This window comes from Thalassospira sp. B30-1 (assembly GCF_015767575.1).
GTDB classification, from domain to species: domain Bacteria; phylum Pseudomonadota; class Alphaproteobacteria; order Rhodospirillales; family Thalassospiraceae; genus Thalassospira; species Thalassospira xiamenensis.
In genome coordinates this window covers 3333341-3355629 of sequence record NZ_CP065232.1, presented here as the reverse complement: position 1 = coordinate 3355629, position 22289 = coordinate 3333341, and the positions used below count along the sequence as shown (strand labels likewise).

The window sequence follows — 22289 nt, the reverse complement described above, 5'->3', positions numbered from 1 at the left end:
GTGTCGCAACATAGTTCAATGACATAATCGGACAGGGCGAAATTGGCAAGGATGCCGTCACTTTGCGCTGATGTTCCGGATCGGAACGGCCTTGTTTACGGTTACCGATGGTGTCTTGACATCAATGATGCAGTCATAGGCCAATGCCTCGACCCCGGCGCTGGTCGCCGCGGAAAAGCGCGCGGCATAGTGCGGATCGATATCGGATGCCAGGGCAAAACGGTCGCAATCATCGCGCTGGATCAGATAGAACATCACGGCACGGTGACCTTCTGCGACCATGTCGGCCATTTCGTCAAGATGCTTTGCCCCGCGCGCGGTAACCGCATCGGGAAACTCCGCCAGCCCCGGAACAGCATCATCGCGTTTAAGATGCACATTCTTGACTTCGACATAGCAAAGCCCACGTTCCGGATCAGAAAGCAGGATATCGATCCTTGAATTCTTGCCATATTTGACTTCACGCTTCAGCGTTTCATATCCGGCCAGCTCCGGCACCTTGCCCGACAAGATGGCTTCTTCGACGATTGCGTTGGGATGGGCAGTATTGATGCCAACCATCGCACCGCCAACCCGGCACAGTTCCCAACTGTATTTCAGTTTGCGTTTCGGATTGTCCGATTGCGACAGCCAGACATCGATCCCGGCCTCCTTCAACCCGATCATCCCGCCCGGATTGGCGCAATGGGCGGTGATCATATCGCCGTTTTCCAGCTCGATATCGGCCAGAAAACGTTTGTAACGTTTGATCAGCTTGCCCCGGATCAGGGGAGAGGGAAGGAGCATGTCAAATTCCGGTAACTGTTTGCTTTTGATCGGTTAAATCAAAAAGTATGACTAATTGCTTTTCGCCGGATCGGGCTTGTCCGGGGCGTCACCCAGAAAATCGACAAGGCTGACCTGACCGGTACCACGTCTAAGCGGCTTGGGCTGGCTTTCATCGGGCGCCCAGGCGGTAAGGTAGATCACCTGAAATTTGGCATGAACGCGGCCATCCGGGCGACCGTGACGTTCGTGATAAATTGCCGCCGCACGGGCCAATGTGCTGCGTTTGGTGAATTTCTTGGACCGGATGGCGACAAGGTTGCTTTCGCCCATCCCCGAAAGATCGCGCATCAGTTTCAGGGCGTCTGGATAATCGATGGTGATATCGTCGCTATCAACCACCGGCAGGGCAAAGCCGCTGCGCTGTAACAGCGACCCTGCATCGCGAACATCGACAAAGGGGGATACGCGAGGGGATACGCCGCCTTCTTCTTCGGCCTCGGCGGTCATCAATGCCTCGCGCAGGTCGCGCAGCGTATCACCGCCCAGAAGGCATGCCAGAAACAGGCCGTCGGGTTTAAGCGCGCGCCGTGCCTGAAGCAGCATACCGGGCAGGTCATTGACCCAATGCAGCGACAGGTTCGAAAGGATCAGATCAAGCGACCCGTCGCCAAACGGCAGGAATTCTTCATCGGCAACGAATGTCGTGCGGTCGTTGCGCATTTTGGCTGACTGCGCATAACCATATGAAATGTCGCATTGATGCAGGGTTTCGATCCCGCCACGTGCACCGATGATCTGGCCAAGCTCGCCATTGTGACAGCCAAGATCAACCGCTATCGGGAATTTGCGCGTGGTGTCGTCAAGCCGGTCGGCAAGCCGTTCGGCAGTTTCGGCAAACAGGAAATTGAACTCGCTGGCACGTTTTGCCGCGCGGTCGCGGCGCAGTTTCAGGATGTGGCGATCAAAAACGGTGATCGGATCGGCCATGGGGCGGGAAGCTCCGTCAAAAGTCGTTTTAAAAGTTACGACCTAGATAGAACGTCGCGCCCTCCCTTGCAATCCAAGACCGGATCAAAGCGCCAGAACAAGCGATTCATCGCTACCATCTTCCGCAGCCGCAGGTACCGCACAGCAGATCAATGCCTCGTCCTGGGCGGTTTTAGCCGAGGGCCGGGTTTTATAGGTGACGTTCCCTTGCAGGATTTTAGTCCGGCAGGTGCCGCAATTCCCGCCGCGGCAGCTTGCCTCTGGTGCCAATCCGGCATCTTCGGCCAGTTCCAGCAAGGTTTTGCCATCATCTGGCTTCCAGATCGCACTTTTGTCCGAACCTGAAAAATCAACTTTTGTATCCGTGCTGCTTGCCGGTGCCAGTTCAGGCAGATCGGGCTGGCTGTCGTGGCTGCGTTGCAGCGATGCGGGGCCGAAGGCCTCGGCATGGATGCGGGTATCGGTAATGTTAAGGCCGCGCAAACCGTCATATATCGCCTGCATAAAAGGTGGCGGACCGCACAGATAAAAATCGAAATCGTCAAACGGCAGCAGGGAGCGCAGCAAATCCATATCGATATGCCCGGATGCTTCGTAATCCTTGCGCGGTTCGGCGTCGGTCGGATCAGCAAGCACGCGGACAAGGCGAATGCTGCCTTGGGCTGCTTTGACCAGTTCGACCAGCTCGTCATCAAACGCCCGGTCTTCAAGGGTTCGCGCGGCATAAAACAGCCATGTCGGCCGGAAACCGCGAGTGCGAAGTCCCTCATAGACGATATGGCGCAGCATCGAGATCATCGGTGTGATACCGATGCCACCCGCGATCAGAACTGCCGGGCGTTTGACATGGGCATCGATTGAAAAATCGCCTGCAGGCGCGCGGGCCTCGATCACATCGCCCTCGGCAAGGTTATCGTGCAAATGGCTTGAAACCGCGCCTTCGCGCTTCACACTGATCCGATAACGGTTATCTGATGGGCTGCTTGAAAGCGTATAGGTGCGGATCAGCGGTTTGTCATGGCCGGGCACCATTACCCGGATCGGCAGATGCTGTCCGGCTTTGTGCGGCAGGGTTCCAGTCCCGTCGAGTGGTTCAAGGTGGAAGGATTTGATTATTCTGTTTTCCTTCACAATCCGCGCGATTTTGAAATTTTTCCAAATAATCGCATTTTTCATCGCCGCAATTTTACGTTCCGCCGTTTCCCAGTCGCCGGTTAGAAGGCTGTTGGGGGAGGCCCCATCGATTTGATCGCGCCAGCGGATCGGAAGGGTGGCTTTGCGCAAGATGACCTTACGCGGGAAAACCCGCCACAAACGTTCCGCCCCCTGAAAGGCGGCAATTTCCGGCCCCTCGATGATGACGTCGGCATCACCTGTGATTTGCAGGACATCGCCTGTGGCAAAATCGGTAAAAACAAGGCCGGCCTTGGGATTGGCGAGGATATTTCCCAGCGTATTGAAAAACAGGTTTCCGGCAAAATCGGGGATGGTCAGGCTGCCATCGGCATCAATGCGGACAAATCCGGGTTTGCCGCCACGGTGTGAAACATCGACCTCGCGGTTCTCATCGGGGCGATCAACATAGGTTGCGACAAAGAAGGTGTCAGCCGCAGCAATCATCGCGCGGGCCTGATCATTCAATGTACTTTCGAAATCCTCATGCAATTTGATTTCTGACGAAGTTGGGGCCAGTGGATCGCGGGTGAACTCGAAATCACGTAACTGGATATATTGTGGGCAGTTGCCATAGCTGTGCCCGACCCGGATCGCGAAACCATCATCAGAAGAACGTGCGATGGTGCCATTCAGGCGGTTGCGGCGTCTTGTGTGCAACTCGATCCCGATCATGCCGATGGCCTTGCCGTCATCCATCCCGGCATCAGCCGGATCGGCTGGATCGCGTGGGATATCGACGGCAAGCTGATAGGGATTGGGGGCATGCAGAAAGCCGGGGTGATTGGCGCGAAGGGTTGCCCAAACATCGCCGTTGTTATCAACTGCACCAAATACGGCAAAGGGCAGTTGCGGGTAAAACTGGCGATGCTGGTCGATCAGATGGTCGCGCAGAACACGTTTGCCAACTTCGGCCATACGTTCATCGACCCCGACCAGCTTCTGCATGTGAATTTCACCTTCGTGCCACGGACCGTTGGTGTCGGTGCCAGACGGGGTGAATTTTACGGGGGCAGATGACGTAACGGGCGTGTTCATGGCAATTTCCTTTGCGACACAAGGGAAGTCGGGGAAGGGCCGGTCGGGCGGGGTGATCGCTGTGTCCGTGCAGGGGGAGCCTGGACAAGGCGAAAGACCGGCCCGACCTGTCAGGCCGACTTGCGCAGGCCAGCGACAGTCTGTTCGAACGGCACGAAACCGGGCAGGGCTTCGACCCGTTTCAGCCAGGCGCGCACATTGCCATAGGGGGCAAGATCAACATTGCCTTCGGGCGCATTGGCGATATAGCTGTAAAGCGCGACATCGGCGATGGTCGGGTGGTCCAGTTCGAGCCAGTCTTTGCCGGAAAGCGCGGCCTCAATATGGGCCAGAATGGCATGCGCGCGTGCAATGACCTCGTCAGCATTGAACGGGGCATTAAAAACCGTGACCAGACGGGCAGCACAGACGCCATAGGCAATCTGGCCTGCCGCGATCGAAAGCCATTTCTGGACCTTGGCGGCACTTTCTGCATCTTCGGGCAACCAGTCGGTCGCACCGTATTTCTTCGCGACATAGGTCATGATGGCGATGGAATCGGCAATCACCACGTCGCCGTCTTCAAGTACGGGAACCTGACCCAGCGGGTTCAGTTTCAGGAATTCAGGGGATTTGTGGGCGCCATTTGGCAGATCGACCGTGACGACATGATGGTCAACGCCCAGAAGGCTGAGAAACACGTGGGCGCGATGGGCATGGCCCGAGAGGGGGAAATAATACAGCTTCATTGTTCCAGATTCTTCTTCCAGCAAAAGATTGAGGTGATGCCACTGACTATGACTGTTTCCGAAATTCCGCAGAATATTGTTTCCGGGGAATTCATTATTCCGTAAAATGGAATGATAAGTTGGCAGTGCAGGGCAAGCACCATGGACCGGTTTCAGGCGATGAAGATTTTTGTGCGCGTTGTCGAGGCGCAAAGCTTTGCCGCGGCGGCCCGGGAGTTGGGATCAAGCCCGCCCGCCGTCACACGTGCAGTCGCGTTCCTGGAAGAAATCACCGGTGCCCGGCTTTTGACACGGACAACCCGGTCCGTCACCCTGACAGAGCCAGGGGCAAATTATTATGATGACTGCAAACGATTGCTTGGTGATCTGGAAGAAGCCGAAGCCGCCGCAGGCGGTGCCTATGCCCGACCCAGCGGCACATTGACCATCACGGCCCCGGTTCTGTTCGGTCAGATGTATGTCTTTGCGGTGATGACCGAGTTTCTTGACCTGTATCCCGACATGCGCGGCCGGGTGCTGTTGTTTGATCGCATCGTCAATATTGTCGAGGAAGGCATCGATCTTGCCATCCGTATCGGACATATGGCCGATACATCGATGAGTGCGATCAAGGTCGGGACCGTGCGGCGTATCATTTGCGGGGCCCCTGGCTATTTGGACCGCCATAGTAGGCCGGCGGTGCCGGCAGATATCGGGATGCACAGGGTTGTCGCATCAACCGGATCATCCGCACCATTGGATTGGCAGTTCGGAGGGGATCAGAAGATCAGTCTTTCGGTCAATGCACGACTGCAAACCAATTCGATTGAAGCGGCCCGCAAGGCGGCGATTGACGGATGGGGATTGGTTCGGATGATGTCATATCAGGCAGCACCTTTTATCGAGAATGGATCGCTTGAAGTGGTTCTGCGTGATTATGAGCCCGAACCGATCCCCATCCATATCGTCCATCCCGAAGGTCGCCATGCTCCTGCCAAGGTCCGGGCTTTTATCGATCTGGCGGTGGATCGTCTGCGTGCGGATAAGCGTATCAATTAGCGCATCGTTTCAATCATCACGCGTGATAGGATCGGATGTTTTGTAATCGGTGACGATGCATAAGCAGGATGATCGGGTGGGGATTTTATCGGCACAGATTGGTCGTATTGTCGGCAATGTGATGCAGATCGGTTTGCGCACCGTTTTGCCGCCGCGTTGTGGTGGATGCGGTGCGGTTACCGATACGGTACATGCGGTCTGTGCTGATTGCTGGATCGGGCTTCGGTTTATTTCCGATCCACTGTGCGCGTGTTGCGGCTATCCGTTCGAGCTTGCCGCTGACGACAATGAGGGCGATGGCATCCTGTGCGGAGAATGTTTACGTAAAAAGCCTGCGTTTGATCGGGCCCGTGCGGCACTGATTTATGACGACGCCAGTCGTGATTACCTTTTACGGTTCAAGCACGGGGATCGCACGGATCTGACGCCGCTTTTAAGTCGCTGGCTGGTGCAGGCCGGGCGGGATTTCTGGGTAGATGCGGATATCATTCTTCCGGTACCGTTGCATCGTACCCGGCTTTTGATGCGGCGATATAATCAGTCTGGGTTGTTGGCCGCCAGTTTGTCGCGCCAGACCGGCATTGGATGGCATGGCACGGTGCTGCGGCGGTTGCGAAAAACGCGCAGTCTGGGCGGTTTGGGGCCGTCGTCGCGCAAGCGCGAAGTCGGCGGTGCGTTCGGCGTGGATGACAGGATCGCACAGCGGATCGGGCTTTCGGGGGCGCGCGTGGTTTTGATTGATGATGTGCTGACCACCGGGGCGACGGCCAATGCATGCGCGCGGATTTTAAAGCGCGCCGGAGCCATGCACGTCGACGTGATCACAGTTGCACGGGTGGTCCGATGACGCGTCGCAAAATATCTGTTATAGAACGCCCATACAGGACGGATTGCCGGTCGTATTCTGGTACAAGGCCGTGAAAATATGCGCCATAGCGCCGATAACGACCCGATGAAAAAGGAACATGGCCAGATGGCAAAAGTCGAAGTTTATGCCACCGAATGGTGCCCCTATTGCAAGCGTGCCCGCAAGCTTCTTGAAGAAAAGGGTGCGAAGTACGAATTGATCGATGTGATGATGGAACCGCGTCGCAAAAAGGAAATGATGGATCGTGCGAATGGCAAACACACCGTGCCGCAGATTTTCATCAATGACGAACATATTGGCGGTTGCGACGAGTTGATGGCGCTGAACGCCAAGGGCGGCCTGGACAGCAAGCTGTCGGCCTGATTGGGGCATCGCCCTGCACATTGAAAACCCCGGTCCATGTGGCCGGGGTTTTCGTTTTGGTGACGCGACAGAGAGAGTTCGTTAGCCAAAGGTATCTTCCATTTCCTTGCGGAAGCGGATGGCGGGATCGGTAGGGTCGAAATCGACATCGTTCCATGTCACGACATGATCAATTGCGACATTGCGGTTGAGTGTCAGGTGGTGCGCAAGGCCTATGGGCAGGGCATTTTGGGCCTTTGACATGCGGGCGGGCATCAGTTTGCCATAGACCGTGTAACCGCCTTCCCCGTCGAGCTTTTCACCGACGCGAAGGTCGCGTTTGGCAAAGGCAACCGCATCGCCCGACCATGCGCGCGGTGCGCCGGTGGCCTCGTGGCGCAGGGCGGCAGAGGCGACCGAAATGCCCAGTTCCAGCCCGATCAAGTGATAGGGTTTATACATCGCGGAATATTGCCCGGTCGGATCGGTCAGAAGACCATATTCCGAGAAGCAGCGTTTGACATAGTCACTGGGGGCTTCAAACGTGACATAAACGCCCCAGCGCAGATCGCGAAACACCGGGCGGGTGTCGCGTTCAAGGCTTGAAACCACTTCAACCGTGCCCTTGCGATCCAGCAATCCGCCGGTTTCGCGTGGTGAGAGCAGACGTGGCAGATCATCGACCCCGCAGGCCGGGAAGCGAAGGCCGATATCCTGTGGCACCAGATCACAGGCATTGGCAACAGCAGCCATTTCGATGGCGGATTTGGTGCCGTCAAGGAAGCTGTTGAAAATCTGCGGGTTCATGCCGCCCGCCTTTGCCTGTTGCGGTGTCAGGCCATAATGGGTCCAGACATCATCAGGCGTGACATGGTGATAGGCGGGCAGATATTTGGTGCCTTTACCCGCACAGATGACATCAAGGCCGACGGCACGCGCCCAATCAACCATTTCCGAAATCAGGGCGGGCTGATCGCCATAGGCCATGGAATAGACAAGGCCTGCCTGTTCGGCTTTGTGGGCCAGAAGGGGGCCAGCAAGAACGTCGGCCTCGACATTGACCATGACAAGGTGGCGGCCATATTCAATGGCCTTCAGGCCATAGCGGATACCGGCTGCGGGGCTGCCGGTGGCATCGATGATGACTTCGATGCCGTTGGCTTCGATCAGGGCATCGGCATCCTCGGTGATCCAGGTGGTGCCGTTTGCAAGCGCATTGTCCGGATCGGTGGCCTGATAGCGTTCCTTTGGCCAGCCGACACGGTCGAGAGCCTCTTTGGCGCGGGTCGCGCTCAGGTCTGCGACCCCGAGAACGTGATAGCCCGGATGGTGTCCGGCCTGACTTAAAAACATCGAGCCGAATTTACCTGCACCGATAATGCCGACGCGAACGGGATTGCCGTCTGCGGCACGTTTGCGCAGCTTTGCATCAAGGTTCATTTGAAATACTCCGTCGCCGGGCGATCAGGCCGCGGAACTTTTGGCGGACGATTGTTTGGCAACCAGTTCGTCAAGGCAATCATCGGCAAGCGGTGTGATCGGGGTGAAGTCGCGATGGGCGATCCAAGGTTTGCGATTAAACGCCCGGATATGGTTCGAAACCGCGCACAGGCTAAGGTAAACAATGGTGCGGTCAAACGGGCTGATATTGGGCGGGCTTGCATGGACAAGGTTGCCGTGGAACATCACAACCGATCCGGCAGGCCCAATCGGGGCTTCACAGCCGCCTTCGGCAGCAAGTTTTGTCACGGTTTCTCGATCCAGGGTCCAAAGCGGATAGGAGGTGGTTTCAAGATCGTGACCGGCTTTGAGTACGCCGGCCTTGTGGCTTTTGGGGATGAATAGCAACGGGCCGTTTGCCGGGGTGACGTCTTCGAGGAACAGGGCGATGTTGAACGCGCGCGGTTCGGGCATTTCATCGTCGCGCTGCCAGGTGCCGTAATCCTGATGCCATTGCCAGACGGCGCCATCAAAGGCAGCCTTGGCGTTGATTTTGTATTGATGCATGTAAACCTGTTCATCAAGGAACTGTTCCACAGGTTCGATCAGGCGGGGATGAGCACCAAGGCGGCGATGGGCTTCGTTATAGGTGTGGGCGGCAAAAGCCGTGCGGGCGACGCCCGATGTTTCGCGCCAGACTTCTTCGCGGTCGGATGCATAAATCTGGCGGGCTTCGGACAGAAGAAGGGCGGCTTCTTCGCGAGAGAAAAGTTCCGGTAGAAAGACAAAGCCCTGTTCGCGAAATTCGGCAAGTGCCGCTTCATTGAGTTTCATGACGTTCCTCCGTGTCGCAAGATTTTGGTTTTTGTTGTGCGACCTTGTGCCCGGTTCGGGCGGTTTATGCGCCAGGCGATTCAATTGTTTTTCTTTGCAGTTTCTTTCATGTGCGTGATCAGGCGGTTTGCGGCATTGCGTGTATGTGCAATTGCCAATTGTTGGGCCGCCGCGCCATCGCCGGCGCAGATCGCGTCGGCGATGGCTTGATGTTCGGTCCAGACAGGGTCCCGACCGGTTCCGGTTTGCAGGTCGGCGTGCATGACGCGCCGGACCTGCAGCCAGATTGCGGCTGATGCCTCGGGCAACAGGGGGTTGCCCGACAAGCGATAGATCGTTTGATGAAACGCGACGTCGGCTGCAACAAGGTCTGCGGTGGTATTGCTGTCCAGGGCGTGGTGTCCCTGTTGGATGGCAGCCCGCAGGGCCGATTTCCGTTCGTCTTCCGGGGATTTTGACGCCAGACGGGCGGCAAGCCCGTCAAACGCTTCGCGCAAGTCATAAACGTGCTCGACCAGTTTGGCATCGACCGGCGCAACGCGGTATCCGCGCCGTCCCATCGGTACCACCAGTCCATCACGACGCAGCAACCCCAGAGCTTGCAACACTGGCTGCCGCGAGACATTGAGCTCCTCGGCCAAGGCTTCCTGACGCAAAGGCGTTCCGGGAGGGAGAGCACCGGAACACAAGGCATCGACCAAGCGATCATGCACTTCGTCAGTCAGACTTTTACGACCGGAAAGCGGTTCCATCTTCAATCCTTCTTTCGCATGTGGAATACTGTATACACTAAATTTAACCATTGGAAGATCAAATCGGCAAAAAATGACTCTGTGGTTGCGTGCTCAGATTAAAACACTGTTTTGGTGGCGCGATAGCCCAATTGTGTATTGTCCGTGCTCCGATCGCGTTCCATGATTATCGCAGAACAACGATAAGGAGACGATGTCATGGCCCGTTTCATTGCTGCCTGTGTCCAGGTGAATGCGCGTGACAATATGAGCGACAACCTTGCACGTGCCGCGACCTATGCGCGCGATGCCCATGCGGCGGGGGCGACGCTTATTGCGTTTCCGGAAAATGTTTCGATGATGTCGTTTGGCGGGGAAAAGGTGCGGACAGCCGCCTTTGACGAGGCCGATCATCCGGCCCTTACATTTTTCTGCGATCTGGCCGAAGAACTGAAATCGACCCTGATTGTCGGGTCATTGCATGTGAAGGTGCCGGGCGAAGACCGGGTTGCCAATCGCTGCTTTGTGATCGGCCCGGACGGGGCGGTGATCACATCCTATGACAAGATCCATATGTTTGATGTCGATCTGGCGAATGGGGAAAGTTACCGCGAAAGTAAAACATTCCGCCCCGGCGATCTGGCACGGCTTGCCAAAACCAATATCGGCGATATCGGCATCGCAATTTGCTATGACGTCCGGTTCCCGCAGCTTTTCCGTGATTATGCCAAGGCGGGGGCAAAGATTCTGTCGATCCCGGCGGCGTTTACGCGCACGACCGGGCAGGCGCACTGGCACAATCTGTTGCGGTCACGCGCGATTGAAAATGGTTGTTATGTGATTGCAGCCGCACAGTGCGGCGATCATCCGGGCAACCGGCAGACATTCGGCCATTCGCTTATTATCGATCCGTGGGGCGAGGTTCTTGCCGATGCGGGGACCGATCCCGGCTTTGTTACCGCCGAGATCGATCTGGACCGGGTCGAAGACATTCGGCGGATGGTGCCGTCGCTTCATAATGACCGGGCGTATAAACCTTGCTGATTTAAGCGCGTCTGGTAGGTGGTCAGCTATAGCTGACCACCTCGAACTCGATGCCGTTTTCATCGTGGAAATAGAACCGGCGGCCGGGCTCGTAATCTGCGTGATTGTGGGTTTTAAGGCCGCTGGCGAGGATTTTCTTTTCGGTGGCATCAAGGTCGTCAACCACGATGGCGACATGGTTCATCCCACCCAGCGTGCGATAGGAATTTTCGTCCGAACTTACCGGTGTTCCGCCGGAATAGACGGCGACATAGCTTGTATCACTGCCGACATGATAGCTGATGCCGTTATCCTTTGCCGGACCGTTCCAGCGCACATGCCAGCCAAACCAGTTGCATAATTGTGCAGCCGTTTTGGCCGGATCAGCGACGGTGAAATTCACATGTTCCAAAAATGCATCACTCATGGTGATCTCCTTTATGTTTTTCTCTCAACTGTTTTCTGTGTAATTCCTTAACTTAAGTTGAGGTCAATAGGAAAATTCGTGATCAGCTCGATTTTGGACGCCATTGGTCACGCGGCTTCACGAAACAGTGTCGCAACGTCATTTTACCTTTGGGGGCGCTTTTTGCAGTCTGTGATCATCAAGACAGCAAACGGAGTTTTATGGTCATGCTTAAGCGTATTTTACTGGCCTCGTGCGTGATGGTAGCGGCGTCAGGGGCGGCTTTTGCCGGGGAGCAATATGTTGATGAAACCGGCTTTGCGATCAGCGGGTATGATCCGGTGGCCTATTTCGATCTGAAACAGGCGGAGCCGGGCGGGGCACAGCCACGTGCGGTGCCGGGTCGTGCCGATATTACCGCCAATTACAATGGTGCGACATGGGCGTTTGCATCCGAGGAGCATCGCGAAATGTTCGTTGCCAATCCAGCAAAATATGCGCCGAAATATGACGGGCATTGTGCCTATGGCATCGCACAGGGGGGCAAGGTTCCGGCAAACCCGAACCTTTGGCGGATTGTCGACGGGGCGCTTTATCTGAACATCACGCCGACGGTGGCTGGTTTCTGGGCCAGCGATATCAGTGGGAATATCAACAAGTCCGAAGGTAATTGGACGTCGCTTGAAGCCAAGGACGCGTCGGATAAAAGCTGGAAGGCGATCAGCGATAATGACGGCACCTATGACGGGACAGCCCCGGTGAAGTAAGGTGACCTCAGGATGAAACGCCCCCGGCAGATTTGGTCTGTCGGGGGCGTTTTTTATGAGTTGCGCAAGGCCTCGACGACTGGTCGCCGATAAAGCAGGAAGGCCGGAACCGTGGCAAGGATCAGACCAATCAGGACAAAGCCACCGGCAAGCGATAGTTCTGAGCCTGAAATTGTTGCCTGTAACGCCATACCGGTTTCGGCCGTAAAGACGGTAGAAACCGATTGGGCAACAAACCAGCCAAGTCCAAGACCGGCAATGGCACCGATCACGACAAGGATCGAGACATAGGACCAGATCGCGCCAAACACATAGCTGCGCGGTGCGCCAAGAGCGCGCAGGACAGCGAATTGTTTGCGATAAAGCTGCATCATGGCCAGGATCGCGGCCAGAATGGCGGCAACGACCAGTCCCTGTGATCCCAGTGCCATGGCACGCATCACCGAACCGGCATTGCCCAGCAGGCGATACATTTCCACCAGAACCTCGGCCGGGAAGAAGGCGGTGCTGTGGTCTGTCCGGTAATCGGCACGCAGCGTATAGGCGGCTGCAACGCTTTTGGGGCGGACAACCAGTGCCGGAACACCGGGCAGGGCATCGGCATCAAAGGGCGGGCCGATATGGTCCATCACCTGATGTTCGTGTTCGTGTTCGTGTTCGTGCTCGTGATCCTCGTCGTGATGTTCCGCTGCTTCGTCATGATCATGATCTTCATGTTCGTCATGATGTTCTTCTGCGGCACCGCTATGGTCGTGATCTTCGTCTTCATCATGGCCGGTTGGCAGGGCATGGATATCCCAGACCTGCTCGACGGCAACGATGATCGCACTATCCCACGGGGTTCCGGTGGGCTTCATCTTGCCGACGACTTGTAGATGAACGCCGTGATGATGTTCAAGCTCGGCTTCGGCACCATGACCGTGGCTGGGCTCGAATTCATCGCCTATTTCAAGTGGGACGGCAGCACCGATAACGGCCTGTTCGATGTTTTCAAATATATGGCCGCTTGCCAGTCCGTCCGACAGATAGGCAACGAATTGCGGGGTCGATCCGACAATGCTGTAATCCTGCCAGCTATCGCCAAAGGCAAGCGGGGCGGCGATTTCAACCCGCGGGTCGGTCATCAAGCTGGCCCAGTGTTGACCATCGAGTAGATTGATCGCGCTATGGCGCAGGAAAATCGTGTTCATGACGATTTCGGTCTGGCTGCCGGGGGCGGCGATAAGGATGTCGAATTTGTCGGCGGCCTTGGCGCTACCTTGGCGCAGTGCACGTTCCTGTGCGGTAATGCCGACACCAATGGCAACCGCAACCGCGATCAGCAGCACGAACAGAATATTCATGATCCAGTGGCGGCGCAGGCTTGCAATGACGATGGGAAACGGGTTCATGCGCCCTCCGCCCGGTTGGTGGTCGCATCATCCACAAGATGGCCCTTGTCGAATTTCAGGATGCGCGCGCAGCGATCAATCACGTCGCGGTCGTGGCTGACGGTGATCAGGGTGCGGTTTGATCCGGCAAGCGAAAACAGAATGTCAGTTGCGATCTGGCTTGCTGCGTCATCCAAGCTTGCGGTTGGTTCATCAGCAAGGATGATCGGCGGATCGAACAGAAGGGCACGTGCAATCGCCACGCGTTGCTGTTCGCCGCGCGACAGGTCCGATGTGCTTTTACGCGCCATCGGAACGCCGACCTGATCAAGAAGATCATAGGCGCGTTTACGGGTTTCTGGTGAAATGCGCCATCCGGCAAAGCTTGCCGGGATCAGAACATTTTCAAGCGGGCTGACTTCATCGATCAGGTGGAAATCCTGAAAGACAAAACCGATCGATTGGCGGCGCCAGCGATCAGATGCGCCTTCGGACAGGCTGGTGATATCGGTTCCGTTCCAGATGATATTGCCGCCTGTCGGACGCAAAAGGCCGCTGATCAGATAAAGCAGGCTGGACTTCCCCGATCCCGACGGGCCGGAAATGCCAACGACCTCGCCCTGATGGATGGCAAGGGATGGCAGGCTGATGACCGGGGCTGTATTGCGATGATAGCGCAGTTGAAGATCCGAAATCCGCAACAGGTCCGACGCGCTTTGATCTGCGCCGGGCTTAGAGGACTTCGAACTCTGCATCGACAAGTCGGACAAGGCTGACAAATCCGGTTTCCTCATCTTTGGCTTCGCCGAGCTCGAGAATGCCGCTCGTGACGATCATGCGGTTAAAGGCGACGGCGTCGACCCTTTCGCGGGTTCTGACAAAGACAATATCGACCGGCCAGTCGGCGGATGTTTCGCAGAACGGGCAAACTGACATCGGGCGACGGGTCAGTACGAAAAAGGATGCCTCCGCCTTAAGTGGCGGAGCCATGAAGCCGGTAATTTCGATGCGACTTTTATCTTTGGCGAATGTCTTGGCCTGAACGGAAAATTCGTTCTGGGTTTTGTAAATATCGGGAATTTTGATCCGGTCGCGTGCAAAAGCCGGCGGGGCGATCAGCATCCCGGCGGTGGCGGCTGCACCTGCAATGAATGTGCGGCGTCCGACGATCATGGAAATCTCCATCAAAGAAAATGCCGACCGCAGTTCGCTGCGGTCGGCGGTATCAGACGCAAGCCTTATTTCGAAGCCATGCGGTCTTCGATTTTCGAGGCATAGGACATGACGTGATAGATGAAGTTCTGTTCAACGACACCGCTGAACAGGTGCGACCACGGGCCGTTGGCAAAGATGGCAACATCATCGCCAGCATGGGTTTCGCTGCTCATCGGGACCAGTGCCTGCTGAAGGAAGTCAATGTCGGTGGTGTCGACATTGGTCAGGTCGGCACGGACTTCGTCCTTAAGCGCACCCGGGCCGTTCATATAGCCAAGGGTAGTGTAAGGTTTGCCGTCGTCGCCCTTTTCCTCGGAAACGCCAAGGATCGGGTTGCCACGGCTGGAATAGCCGGAAATGGTCATGGTGTGCGAGTGATCGGCCGTGACGATGATCAGGGTATCGTCAAGATTGACCTTGCCCATGGCTTCCTTGACCGCGTCGTTCAGTGCGACGGTGTCTTCAAGCGCGCGGGCCGCATTGCCTTCGTGATGGGCATGGTCGATACGACCAGCTTCAACCATCAGGAAGTAACCCTTGTCATTTTTCGACAGAATATCAATTGCCTTGCCGGTCATTTCGGCCAGGCTCGGTTCGCCAGCCGCATCTTTGGCGCGGTCGGCTTCATATTCCATGTGCGAGCGGTCAAACAGACCCAGAACATGCTTTGCCGATGCAACGTCGATCGCATCAAACTGTTCTTTGTTCCAGATGTAGGACGCGCCTTTACCCTTGGCATCAACCCATTCCTTGGTCAGATCGCGACCGTCGGAACGCTGGCCCATCTTGCCCTTGTCTTCCGGGTCTTCCATGGTTTTGTCCATGAACATGCGGCGACCGCCACCAAAGGCAACTTCCAACCCGTTGCCCGCCGACCATTCAATCAGCTGGGCTGCGATGTCTTTGCAGCCATCCGCTTTGGCAGCGTCAGAGAGGTCGCTGTCACTTTCCCAGTCACGGTCGGATGTGTGAACATAAGTTGCCGCCGGGGTTGCATGGGTCAGGCGTGCGGTGGAAATCACACCGGTCGACATGCCCTGTTCTTCGGCCTGTGCGGCAAGGCTTTTGACCGGATGGGCAAGCTGCGCCTTGCAGTCGCCGCGCGCAACGTCCGAGCTGACGCCGATGGTGCCGTTATTCATTTTGACGCCAGCCATCATGGCCGATGCGGTCGGGGCCGAGTCAGCGATCTGGGCGTCATGGGTGTAGGTTTTGGACAGGGCAACGTTCGGGAACTGGCCGAAAACGAGGCTGTTGCTTTCGCCGTCGACACCGCGCTTCTGGCCTTCATAGATGCGGGCTGCGGTAACGGTCGGGATGCTCATGCCGTCGCCAACGAACAGGATGATGTTCTTGGCGCGGTTGGTGTTGGCCTGCTGTTGCAGTTTCTGCTGCAGGGTCTGCTGGGCGGCGACGAAATACGGATCATTGGCCTGCGGCAGCATGTCAGCGGCAACAGCAACGTTCGCACACATGGCACCAGCCAGTGCGGAAGCGACAAGAAGGCGTTTCATTTCGATGTTCTCCCTTATCGAACGGAATATTCGGCTGCACTCTGCTATGCAGCGAATGGTTCTCATTTTAAGATCGATAAGGGGCGGTTTGGTGAAGCTAATGTGATTGATAGGTTACAATGTTCGGGTGAATGTACTTTTGGAGCTCGAATCTTCAAGAACTGGATTTATTCCAAACTAAAGCCTTGAACAATTTGACCAATATTCCGATGTGCGAATGAACCGACATAGCAGGTAAAACAAGGACGGCGGACCGGAAATACATCCTTGCCCGCCGCCATTTTCTTCAGGACCAGCGTGTGGTCCATCAGGTGTGTTTCGTGGCCTTAGCTTGCGATTTCGCCGCCGCCCTGCTTGGTGATCGCAACCACCGACGGACGCGCCGGAACGCCGTCCTTGAAGTCCGGCCAGCGGGTGCTGGGTGCGTCATAGGTCGAACCATCTGCCGGGTGCTGAACCGCGACAAACAGGGTTGTTCCATCCGGGGTGAATTCCGGGCCGCACATTTCGGCACCTTCCGGGCAGGCAAAGAAGAATTTGGTCAGTGCACGACCGGCGCCTTCAACGTCTGCGGCATGCATGCCATCTGGAATATCCGAGTTCGGCGCACCATCGGTCGAAATCCACAGGCGGCCTTTATGGTCAATCGCAAGGTTATCCGGGCAGGATACCCAGCTTTCAGCCCCTGGATGGTAAACTGCACGGTCATCGGCATTCGCCGGGTTACCACCAAGCAGGAAGATGTCCCACTTGAAGGTATCTGCGGTGTGATCGGCATCCTTACCCATGCCGCCCGGAGGGGTGAGCTCAAGAACATGGCCATGGATGTTCGAGGCGCGCGGGTTGACGATGTTCGGTTCCTTGCGCTTCGAGTTGTTGGTCAGCATGACGTAAACCTTGCCGTTGACCGGGTTCGGTTCGACGTCTTCGGGGCGGTCCATCTGGGTCGCACCCAAAAGGTCGGCGGCGCGACGGGTTTCAATCAGAACGTCGGCCTTGCTATGGAAATCGTTTTCGGCGGTCAGCGGGCCATCACCATGGACCAACGGCATCCAGTTTACTGTGCCGTCCTCATTGAATTTGGCGACATAAAGCGTGCCGTCTTCGAGGATGTCCATGTTAGCTGCGCGGTCGTTCGGATTGTATTTTTTCGACGCGACGAATTTATAAAGATAGTCGAAACGCTGATCGTCGCCGGAATAGGCAACAACCGAGTTATCCTTGTTGACGATAACGGTTGCGCCTTCGTGTTTGAAGCGGCCAAGGGCGGTGCGTTTTTTGGGCATTGATGTCGGATCGTAGGGATCGATTTCGACCATCCAGCCGAACTTGTTCGGTTCGTTCGGTTCTTTTTCGACATTGAAACGGTCGAAATATTTGACCCATGAATACCAGCTGTCCGGCTCGATGCCGAGGCGCTTGTAGTTGCGTTCTTCGCTGGTTTTGGCGATGTCGCCCCCGAAATAGCCGTTGAAGTTTTCTTCGGCGATCAGGATGGTGCCCCACGGGGTTTTGCCGCCTGCACAGTTGTTCAGCGTGCCGATGACGCGCGTGCCGGTCGGGTCAGAACTGGTTTTCAGGCGGTCATGGCCTGCTGCCGGGCCGGTGATGACCATGTCGGTATCAAGGGCCGAAATGCGGCGCGCATAATTTGACCCGTCGATGACCTGCCATTTGCCATTGGTCTTTTTGACTTCGACGATGGAATGGCCGTGGGCGGCAATTTCGTGCAGGGCCTGTTCCTGTGAAGCGCCCATGGCATCCTTGAGTCCCGGCCACATCATTTCCGCGTTGGTGTATTCATGGCTGACACACAGAAGGCCGTGTTCGGAATTATCCGAGCCGACCGGCAGCGGCATATAGCCGATATAGTCGCAGTTATAGCCGAACTGCTTGTTCTGGGCGGTGGCATCGACGGCACCTGGCACAAATGCCGGGGCATCGGCAGCAACCTTGTCGCCCCAGCGAATCAGGACGTCGGCATCGTAACCGTCGGCTACCGCATGGGTTTCGGTGATTTTCTGCGGGATCGATTTGAAGGTCAGGGTCGATGCGTTTTGCGCACGGGCCATGCCCGAGGTGGCGATACCGGCACCGGCGACGGCCGACGTTGCCATCAGCCCCTTGAAAAAGCCGCGGCGGGAAAGGCGGGCATTGATCAGGTCGGCTACACGTGGGTTGTTTGTCGGGTTCGACGGAATGTCATCGCGATCCTCGACGATTTCAAATTGTTCGGTCATGGTTTTCTCTCTCTGCCAAATGCTAAAACTAGCGCCGAGGAAGATGCCAGAAACACGCCGTTTGAATTATGACACTTGTGTTTATTTTTATTGTTATTCTAGTGTGTTACGGAATTGTTGCGGTCTGCTTTGCCTATGGTTTGCAGGCCGACTGGAATTGTTTCACAGCGAAGGGAACAGCTGCGGCTGGTTTGTATTGAGGGCCCTGTTCGAATGCGTTGATTTTCCAGCCGGAAAAGGCGTTTGGCAGTTCGCCAGGGTGCAGAAGGAATTCTGGTGATCGGGGGCGGCCGAACGCTTCGTTGCCGATCATGAAGGTTTCATAAAGCAAAGTGCCACCGGATTTGACCGCATCGCGAAGATTTTCAAACAGTGGTCGGTGCAGGTAATTGACGACCACCACCAGGTCAAACTGCCGGTCCCCAAGCGGCCAGGGACCTGATTCAAGATTTGCTTCGATCCACTCAATTCCGGTATTTTCACCGGTTCCCGTATCTGACAGATCGCGATCAAGGGCTGTGACCTGCCATCCCTGATCCGCCAGCCAGAAACTGTGACGCCCCTTGCCGCAGGCAAGATCAAGTGCGGTTCCGCCGGTCGCGTGGCAGGGTGGGCAATGACGGGTAACCCAGTCCGATGGCATTAATGATGACATTTTCAAAAATCTTGGTTATTGAAGGAGCCGCCTGAAACTGGCGTTTCGGGCAGGGTGTCGCTATATCATTGATATCAAAACACCTTGCAATTGTTACGGTTTGCTTGAACAAAACAACACCATGATCCTCTTTCAGCTTAAATGCGAACATGATCACGAATTTGAAGGCTGGTTCAAAGACGGTGCAACATATGACACCCAGGCTGCCAGCGGTGAATTGTCATGCCCGTTTTGTGGGACGGCGAATGTGGGAAAGGCGTTGATGGCACCGCGTCTTCGGACGTCGCGCCAGAAAGAGGAGGCAGCCGAAAAGACCCGCCAGGTTGCCATGGCAGAAGCAACCCGCACGGCGATGGCCGAAATCCGCAAGCAGGTCGAGGAAAACTGCGAGCATGTTGGCACTAAGTTTGCCGAGGAAGCCCGCAAAATCCATTACGGCGAAACCGAAAAGCGCGGCATTTATGGCGAGGCATCGCTTAAAGAAACAGCCGAACTGATCGATGAAGGCATTGATGTTCAGGCGTTGCCATGGCTTGATGAGAGCAAGAAGAATTAGGGGCTCGATCCCGCTTTGCTCCCTTCATGCCTGATGTGCCGTCCTAAAATACGTTGTCAGCTATAGGATCAGGCTTTGGCGGGTTTTTGCGCGATCACCATGTAATTGATGTCAAGATCGCGCGGGGCGGCTGACCATTTATCGGTGATCGGGTTGTAGGTCACACCGGTGATATCCACGAGATCAAGACCGGCACCGCGCAGCAAGCCCGACATTTCGGATGGTTTGACGAATTTGCGCCAGTCATGAGTGCCAGCAGGCAACCAGCGCAGGATGTATTCAGCGCCGAATTTTGCCAGAGCCAGCGATTTGATCGTCCGATTCAGGGTGGCAACAAACATCAACCCGCCGGGTTTGAGTAACGCCGCACAGGCCTGCATGAAGAATTGCGGGTCATCGACATGTTCGATGACTTCCATATTCAGAACGATATCGAACTGCTTGCCCTCGTCGACCAGCATTTCCGGGGTGCAATTGCGATAATCAATGGCAGGGCCCGACTGCGCAGCGTGGACCTTTGCGACTTCGATATTGTTTTCGGCTGCGTCGATTGACGTCATTTTTGCGCCCATGCGTGCCAGCGGTTCGGACAGAAGACCGGCACCGCAACCGATATCGATGATTTCGACATCTTTCAGGACGTCAAGCTGGTTGGCATCGCGTCCGAGATGGGCAGCGATATTGTCGCGCAGAAGCTGCAAGCGGATCGGATTGAACTTGTGCAGGGGCTTCATCGCGCCGTTCGGGTCCCACCATTTTTCGGCCATTGCGGAAAAGCGTGCGATTTCCTCGGCATTGGCGGTGCGGCTGTTATTGGCGGATGCGTGCGACATGGACGGCTCCGATGGCGTGACGTTGATTTTCTTTGCCCTGTTTACGCGGGCGCGTCCGGCAAGGCAATAGTTTGCCGGGCATCAAGGTCCTGACGCCGGGCGAATGAGGGCGTTACCAGCATGAGGGAAATCGAAACGTGCCTTGCGCCAATCGCATGTGTTGTCAGGGTTTTCAGGTAAGAATTCGCAGGATATTTCGCGGTTTGCGCCCTTGGGGAGGCATCTGGCGCATCAAACCCGAATAAAAAATGAATCGATGCAATTTTCTCCTGCGTTGATGCTTGTTTCCAAAAGAGTATGGCAGTATTGATAACGCCGCCCGGGTCAGGTGGCGCGCCGCATTGATGGCCTGCGCCAATCGATCGAGGGCCGGATCACATGCCGTCTTCTTCGGAACACCGATGGATGGCAAGCTTAGCGGGGATACTTCATGGCCCGTATTGTCATGAAATTCGGCGGCACATCGGTCGCCGATGTCGAAAAGATCAAGAACGTCGCCCGTCGGGTCAAATCCGAGGTCGATGCCGGCAATCAGGTGGCGGTTGTTGTTTCGGCAATGTCGGGCAAGACTAACGAACTGGTTGGCTGGGCTGATGAAATTTCGCCGATGTATGACGCGCGCGAATATGACGTGATCGTATCATCGGGCGAGCAGGTGACAGTTGGCCTGATCGCCATGGCGCTGCAAAGCATGGACGTGCCTGCACGTTCATGGCTTGGCTGGCAGATTCCGATCAAGACCGATGGCGCGCATGCCAAGGCACGTATCAAGGAAATCGATACAACCGAACTCGACAAGCGCATGAATAGCGGCGAGGTTGTCTGTGTTGCCGGTTTCCAGGGGATCGCACCTGACAACCGCATTACCACGCTGGGCCGTGGCGGTTCGGATACTTCTGCGGTGGCGCTTGCCGCGGCTCTGAAGGCGGATCGTTGCGATATCTATACCGATGTTGACGGGGTTTACACGACCGATCCGCGCATCGTGCCCAAGGCGCGCAAGATCGAAAAGATTACCTACGAAGAAATGCTGGAACTGGCATCGCTTGGTGCGAAGGTCCTTCAGACCCGTTCTGTCGAGATGGCCATGAACCATCGCGTCCGGGTACAGGTCCGCTCCTCCTTTAGTGATGCGGAAGGAACACTTGTTGTAGACGAGGACGAAATCGTGGAACAGGAAGTCGTCAGCGGGATTGCCTATAGCCGTGACGAAGCCAAGATCACCTTGGTGAAAGTCGCCGACAAACCGGGAATCGCTGCTTCTATCTTCGGCCCGCTGGCCGAGGCCAATATCAATGTCGACATGATCGTGCAGAACGTTTCAGAAGACGGTAAAAGCACCGACATGACCTTTACCGTGCCGCGCGGCGAATTCAAACGTGCGCTGTCGGTGATTGAGGGCAATTCGGCCAAGATCGGCTATAAGGAATTGCTGAGCACATCAGATGTGACCAAGGTTTCGATCATTGGTGTGGGCATGCGTTCGCACGTTGGCGTTGCGCGCAAGATGTTCGAAACGCTTGCGGAAAAAGGCATCAATATCCAGGTCATTTCGACCTCGGAAATCAAGGTAAGCGTTCTGATTGCCGAAGAATATACCGAACTGGCAGTTCGCGCGCTTCATACCGCTTATGGTCTTGATGCCGAGTAATTTAATATAATGTGACTTGCATGGCCTGTGATTAAGTCACTGTTAAATTGCGTCAATTATTACATACTAGCTGGAACTATCGGTTTCGGCCTTTATGATGAAATGGCAGGGA

At 55.9% G+C, this 22289-nt stretch carries 22 protein-coding genes; 7 read left to right on the top strand and 15 right to left on the bottom strand.

Going from position 1 to position 22289, the window contains the following annotated elements; translation table 11 throughout:
* Nucleotides 1-57 precede the first annotated feature (57 nt).
* The 4 genes from sfsA to IT971_RS15820 all read right to left on the bottom strand — a co-directional run bounded on the left by sfsA (nucleotide 58) and on the right by IT971_RS15820 (nucleotide 4694).
* A complete protein-coding gene (gene sfsA, locus IT971_RS15835; protein WP_063094846.1) occupies nucleotides 58-786 on the bottom strand; it encodes a DNA/RNA nuclease SfsA in 729 nt (242 codons plus the stop codon).
* A gap of 51 nt (nucleotides 787-837) precedes the next feature.
* The gene (locus IT971_RS15830) at nucleotides 838-1755 is read right to left on the bottom strand and encodes a methyltransferase domain-containing protein (protein WP_063094848.1); all 918 of its coding nucleotides are present in this window, start codon (nucleotides 1753-1755) and stop codon (nucleotides 838-840) included.
* 84 nt (nucleotides 1756-1839) lie between these two features.
* Nucleotides 1840-3966, bottom strand: a complete 2127-nt coding sequence (locus IT971_RS15825) for a pyridoxamine 5'-phosphate oxidase family protein (RefSeq protein WP_063094850.1) — start codon at nucleotides 3964-3966, stop codon at nucleotides 1840-1842.
* Between the two features lie 110 nt (nucleotides 3967-4076).
* A complete protein-coding gene (locus IT971_RS15820; protein ID WP_063094852.1) occupies nucleotides 4077-4694 on the bottom strand; it encodes a glutathione S-transferase family protein in 618 nt (205 codons plus the stop codon).
* 141 nt (nucleotides 4695-4835) lie between these two features.
* On the opposite strand from IT971_RS15820, the gene IT971_RS15815 reads away from it, so the two are divergent.
* From IT971_RS15815 to grxC, 3 genes are all read left to right on the top strand, one after another.
* Nucleotides 4836-5732, top strand: a complete 897-nt coding sequence (locus IT971_RS15815) for a LysR family transcriptional regulator (protein ID WP_063094854.1) — start codon at nucleotides 4836-4838, stop codon at nucleotides 5730-5732.
* Nucleotides 5733-5787: 55 nt separating this feature from the next.
* Complete coding sequence (locus IT971_RS15810) at nucleotides 5788-6579, top strand: ComF family protein (RefSeq protein ID WP_065702107.1); 792 nt, start codon at nucleotides 5788-5790, stop codon at nucleotides 6577-6579.
* Between the two features lie 78 nt (nucleotides 6580-6657).
* On the top strand, nucleotides 6658-6963 hold the full coding sequence (grxC, locus tag IT971_RS15805) for a glutaredoxin 3 (protein ID WP_369813952.1): 306 nt from the start codon (nucleotides 6658-6660) through the stop codon (nucleotides 6961-6963).
* Nucleotides 6964-7044: 81 nt separating this feature from the next.
* Here grxC and IT971_RS15800 read toward each other — a convergent pair whose 3' ends face one another.
* From IT971_RS15800 to IT971_RS15790, 3 genes are all read right to left on the bottom strand, one after another.
* Complete coding sequence (locus IT971_RS15800) at nucleotides 7045-8382, bottom strand: NAD(P)H-dependent oxidoreductase (RefSeq protein ID WP_063094856.1); 1338 nt, start codon at nucleotides 8380-8382, stop codon at nucleotides 7045-7047.
* 24 nt (nucleotides 8383-8406) lie between these two features.
* On the bottom strand, nucleotides 8407-9216 hold the full coding sequence (locus tag IT971_RS15795) for a phytanoyl-CoA dioxygenase family protein (protein ID WP_063094858.1): 810 nt from the start codon (nucleotides 9214-9216) through the stop codon (nucleotides 8407-8409).
* A gap of 80 nt (nucleotides 9217-9296) precedes the next feature.
* Nucleotides 9297-9968: a GntR family transcriptional regulator gene (locus IT971_RS15790; protein ID WP_063094860.1), complete on the bottom strand. Its 672-nt coding sequence runs from the start codon at nucleotides 9966-9968 to the stop codon at nucleotides 9297-9299.
* A gap of 198 nt (nucleotides 9969-10166) precedes the next feature.
* On the opposite strand from IT971_RS15790, the gene IT971_RS15785 reads away from it, so the two are divergent.
* Nucleotides 10167-10991 carry a carbon-nitrogen hydrolase family protein gene (locus tag IT971_RS15785; RefSeq protein ID WP_063094862.1) on the top strand — a complete coding sequence of 275 codons (825 nt, stop codon included), beginning with the start codon at nucleotides 10167-10169 and terminating at the stop codon, nucleotides 10989-10991.
* Nucleotides 10992-11013: 22 nt separating this feature from the next.
* Here the strand turns inward: IT971_RS15785 and IT971_RS15780 are convergent, their stop codons facing one another.
* The gene (locus IT971_RS15780; RefSeq protein WP_063094864.1) at nucleotides 11014-11397 is read right to left on the bottom strand and encodes a VOC family protein; all 384 of its coding nucleotides are present in this window, start codon (nucleotides 11395-11397) and stop codon (nucleotides 11014-11016) included.
* Nucleotides 11398-11603: 206 nt separating this feature from the next.
* On the opposite strand from IT971_RS15780, the gene IT971_RS15775 reads away from it, so the two are divergent.
* Nucleotides 11604-12143, top strand: coding sequence for a YHS domain-containing (seleno)protein (locus tag IT971_RS15775; protein ID WP_223305196.1), 540 nt, complete (start codon nucleotides 11604-11606; stop codon nucleotides 12141-12143).
* 53 nt (nucleotides 12144-12196) lie between these two features.
* On the opposite strand, the gene IT971_RS15770 is transcribed toward IT971_RS15775, so the two are convergent.
* The 6 genes from IT971_RS15770 to IT971_RS15745 all read right to left on the bottom strand — a co-directional run bounded on the left by IT971_RS15770 (nucleotide 12197) and on the right by IT971_RS15745 (nucleotide 19137).
* Complete coding sequence (locus tag IT971_RS15770; RefSeq protein WP_063094868.1) at nucleotides 12197-13534, bottom strand: FtsX-like permease family protein; 1338 nt, start codon at nucleotides 13532-13534, stop codon at nucleotides 12197-12199.
* The gene (locus tag IT971_RS15765) at nucleotides 13531-14268 is read right to left on the bottom strand and encodes an ABC transporter ATP-binding protein (protein WP_063094870.1); all 738 of its coding nucleotides are present in this window, start codon (nucleotides 14266-14268) and stop codon (nucleotides 13531-13533) included. The genes IT971_RS15770 and IT971_RS15765 overlap by 4 nt, the downstream gene beginning before the upstream one ends.
* Nucleotides 14246-14686 carry a hypothetical protein gene (locus IT971_RS15760; RefSeq protein WP_063094872.1) on the bottom strand — a complete coding sequence of 147 codons (441 nt, stop codon included), beginning with the start codon at nucleotides 14684-14686 and terminating at the stop codon, nucleotides 14246-14248. Before IT971_RS15760 ends, IT971_RS15765 begins: the two co-directional genes overlap by 23 nt.
* A gap of 65 nt (nucleotides 14687-14751) precedes the next feature.
* On the bottom strand, nucleotides 14752-16242 hold the full coding sequence (locus tag IT971_RS15755) for an alkaline phosphatase (protein WP_063094874.1): 1491 nt from the start codon (nucleotides 16240-16242) through the stop codon (nucleotides 14752-14754).
* 326 nt (nucleotides 16243-16568) lie between these two features.
* Nucleotides 16569-18482 (bottom strand): PhoX family phosphatase, encoded by a 1914-nt coding sequence (locus tag IT971_RS15750; protein ID WP_063094876.1) that lies wholly within the window; start codon nucleotides 18480-18482, stop codon nucleotides 16569-16571.
* A gap of 133 nt (nucleotides 18483-18615) precedes the next feature.
* Nucleotides 18616-19137, bottom strand: a complete 522-nt coding sequence (locus tag IT971_RS15745; protein ID WP_223305194.1) for a bifunctional 2-polyprenyl-6-hydroxyphenol methylase/3-demethylubiquinol 3-O-methyltransferase UbiG — start codon at nucleotides 19135-19137, stop codon at nucleotides 18616-18618.
* Nucleotides 19138-19258: 121 nt separating this feature from the next.
* Here IT971_RS15745 and IT971_RS15740 point away from each other — a divergent pair, with 121 nt between their 5' ends.
* Nucleotides 19259-19693 (top strand): DUF1178 family protein, encoded by a 435-nt coding sequence (locus IT971_RS15740; protein ID WP_037991038.1) that lies wholly within the window; start codon nucleotides 19259-19261, stop codon nucleotides 19691-19693.
* Between the two features lie 68 nt (nucleotides 19694-19761).
* Here IT971_RS15740 and ubiG read toward each other — a convergent pair whose 3' ends face one another.
* A complete protein-coding gene (ubiG, locus tag IT971_RS15735; protein WP_063092369.1) occupies nucleotides 19762-20526 on the bottom strand; it encodes a bifunctional 2-polyprenyl-6-hydroxyphenol methylase/3-demethylubiquinol 3-O-methyltransferase UbiG in 765 nt (254 codons plus the stop codon).
* A gap of 430 nt (nucleotides 20527-20956) precedes the next feature.
* Here ubiG and IT971_RS15730 point away from each other — a divergent pair, with 430 nt between their 5' ends.
* Nucleotides 20957-22177, top strand: a complete 1221-nt coding sequence (locus tag IT971_RS15730; protein ID WP_063092370.1) for an aspartate kinase — start codon at nucleotides 20957-20959, stop codon at nucleotides 22175-22177.
* Nucleotides 22178-22289: the final 112 nt, after the last annotated feature.

Excerpts from the sequence above, each read along its gene's own strand:
- IT971_RS15800 (WP_063094856.1), bottom strand. The coding sequence starts at position 8,382 with ATGAACCTTGATGCAAAGCTGCGCAAACGTGCCGCAGACGGCAATCCC.
- IT971_RS15775 (WP_223305196.1), top strand. The coding sequence starts at position 11,604 with ATGCTTAAGCGTATTTTACTGGCCTCGTGCGTGATGGTAGCGGCGTCA.
- IT971_RS15770 (WP_063094868.1), bottom strand. The coding sequence starts at position 13,534 with ATGAACCCGTTTCCCATCGTCATTGCAAGCCTGCGCCGCCACTGGATC.
- IT971_RS15730 (WP_063092370.1), top strand. The coding sequence starts at position 20,957 with ATGGCCCGTATTGTCATGAAATTCGGCGGCACATCGGTCGCCGATGTC.
- IT971_RS15755 (WP_063094874.1), bottom strand. The coding sequence starts at position 16,242 with ATGAAACGCCTTCTTGTCGCTTCCGCACTGGCTGGTGCCATGTGTGCG.
- IT971_RS15820 (WP_063094852.1), bottom strand. The coding sequence starts at position 4,694 with ATGAAGCTGTATTATTTCCCCCTCTCGGGCCATGCCCATCGCGCCCAC.
- IT971_RS15745 (WP_223305194.1), bottom strand. The coding sequence starts at position 19,137 with ATGTCATCATTAATGCCATCGGACTGGGTTACCCGTCATTGCCCACCC.
- IT971_RS15785 (WP_063094862.1), top strand. The coding sequence starts at position 10,167 with ATGGCCCGTTTCATTGCTGCCTGTGTCCAGGTGAATGCGCGTGACAAT.
- IT971_RS15765 (WP_063094870.1), bottom strand. The coding sequence starts at position 14,268 with ATGCAGAGTTCGAAGTCCTCTAAGCCCGGCGCAGATCAAAGCGCGTCG.
- IT971_RS15740 (WP_037991038.1), top strand. The coding sequence starts at position 19,259 with ATGATCCTCTTTCAGCTTAAATGCGAACATGATCACGAATTTGAAGGC.
- IT971_RS15810 (WP_065702107.1), top strand. The coding sequence starts at position 5,788 with ATGCATAAGCAGGATGATCGGGTGGGGATTTTATCGGCACAGATTGGT.
- IT971_RS15825 (WP_063094850.1), bottom strand. The coding sequence starts at position 3,966 with ATGAACACGCCCGTTACGTCATCTGCCCCCGTAAAATTCACCCCGTCT.
- sfsA (WP_063094846.1), bottom strand. The coding sequence starts at position 786 with ATGCTCCTTCCCTCTCCCCTGATCCGGGGCAAGCTGATCAAACGTTAC.
- IT971_RS15830 (WP_063094848.1), bottom strand. The coding sequence starts at position 1,755 with ATGGCCGATCCGATCACCGTTTTTGATCGCCACATCCTGAAACTGCGC.
- IT971_RS15780 (WP_063094864.1), bottom strand. The coding sequence starts at position 11,397 with ATGAGTGATGCATTTTTGGAACATGTGAATTTCACCGTCGCTGATCCG.
- IT971_RS15750 (WP_063094876.1), bottom strand. The coding sequence starts at position 18,482 with ATGACCGAACAATTTGAAATCGTCGAGGATCGCGATGACATTCCGTCG.
- IT971_RS15760 (WP_063094872.1), bottom strand. The coding sequence starts at position 14,686 with ATGATCGTCGGACGCCGCACATTCATTGCAGGTGCAGCCGCCACCGCC.
- IT971_RS15790 (WP_063094860.1), bottom strand. The coding sequence starts at position 9,968 with ATGGAACCGCTTTCCGGTCGTAAAAGTCTGACTGACGAAGTGCATGAT.
- ubiG (WP_063092369.1), bottom strand. The coding sequence starts at position 20,526 with ATGTCGCACGCATCCGCCAATAACAGCCGCACCGCCAATGCCGAGGAA.
- IT971_RS15795 (WP_063094858.1), bottom strand. The coding sequence starts at position 9,216 with ATGAAACTCAATGAAGCGGCACTTGCCGAATTTCGCGAACAGGGCTTT.
- IT971_RS15815 (WP_063094854.1), top strand. The coding sequence starts at position 4,836 with ATGGACCGGTTTCAGGCGATGAAGATTTTTGTGCGCGTTGTCGAGGCG.
- grxC (WP_369813952.1), top strand. The coding sequence starts at position 6,658 with ATGCGCCATAGCGCCGATAACGACCCGATGAAAAAGGAACATGGCCAG.